This is a genomic window from Staphylococcus sp. HMSC069D12 (assembly GCF_001810405.1).
GTDB lineage: Bacteria > Bacillota > Bacilli > Staphylococcales > Staphylococcaceae > Staphylococcus > Staphylococcus haemolyticus.
This window is the reverse complement of sequence record NZ_KV801086.1, coordinates 1-1,332: the sequence shown is the minus strand read 5'-3', so window position 1 is coordinate 1,332 and position 1,332 is coordinate 1. Positions and strand designations below refer to the sequence as shown.

General features: G+C 35.5%; 1 pseudogene. It reads right to left on the bottom strand.

Annotation, left to right across the window (positions count from 1 at the left end):
• Positions 1–451: 451 nt before the first annotated feature.
• A pseudogene (locus tag HMPREF2737_RS00505) lies at positions 452–929 on the bottom strand (replication/maintenance protein RepL).
• Positions 930–1,332: the final 403 nt, after the last annotated feature.

Sequence of the window (1,332 nt, the reverse complement as noted above, 5' to 3'; positions counted from 1 at the left end):
GGGGGATTGGGGGTTTACCCCAACAAGCAGGCGTGCAGCCACGAATTGAGCTTTAGCGAATGATATGGCTAGCAAAGCCAGTGCTTGCCAAACCAAAATGGCACAATTGTGAAATGAGAAAATTTTTGACGAGCAAAGCGAAAATGATAGCCACTTCAGTGGCGATTGGTGCCGGTTTTAAGTTGGATTAATTCCAACTTAACAACCAATCCAAATCATTAAAGCGATATCGTGAAGTCAAAAAGCAATTATTTCACAATTGTGCCATTTAAGGTGGGTTGGTTTTGACTTTATATAACTTTGTTCTGCGAGTGTGAACGAGTAGATCCAAAGTTATATATAAAAATGGACTAGGAAAACCTAGTCCATTCGTCTTTAGAAAAAAGCCTGTCATGACTGTACTGTTCATTTCGTACAGTAGGCTTTTTTTATATTTTAAATTAATGTTATACTAATCTTTGAAAGAATAGTACTCAGATAATGCGTTTTCTTGTTTTTCAATATCCTCTTGCTCAAAGTTCCCAAATTCGAGTAAGAGGTATTTTTGTTTTTGGTCATCGCCTCTCATCAGTAGTTCTGGGTTTAGCATTAATGCTCCAGTTCTTCTTTTAATTATATTTCCTTCTTCGAGCAACTTTAATGTTGTTATTACTGTTTGCTTACTTGTCTCTGTTGCTTGGACTAATTCTTTTACTGTTGCTATTAAAGTATTATTACTCCATTGGATATTATCTAATATATAATTTACAACTTGGAATTTTTTTCCCACCAATTAAATCCATCATACTTATTAACTGAATTAAATATGCTTTATGAAAGTTCCCAGACGTTTGTTTTCGGTATAGCTTATCTACCTCTATAACTTCTCCACTTTGTTCGTCTATGAGCCTCTGAGTGCCTTTATAGACTGTTCCATATCTTTCTTTCATTGTTTATCACTCCTTTTTTATATGATTCCATTATTTACCTAAAAAGTCAAATAAAATTAGACCATAAGGTACTGAAAATTAGACCGTAAGGTACTGAAAATTAGACCGTCTAAATCCTTTATAAAGGTTGATATATCAATTCATATTAAGAATTTAAGTAGTTAAATCTTCTTTTCTATATAAAGCGTCGGAGCATATCAGGGGGTTATCTAACGTAAATGCTACCCTTCGGCTCGCTATCGCTCGGCATTGACGTCAGATACTGCACCCCCTGAAACCCCATGCTCCAACAGCAAAAAGGGAAACTTTTTGGCTGCTTTTCCGACGCTTATTCACTTCGTTCATATTTATATAGAAAAGAAGTGAATGCGTTTATGGCTAGCATTTTGAAGGGGGATTGGGG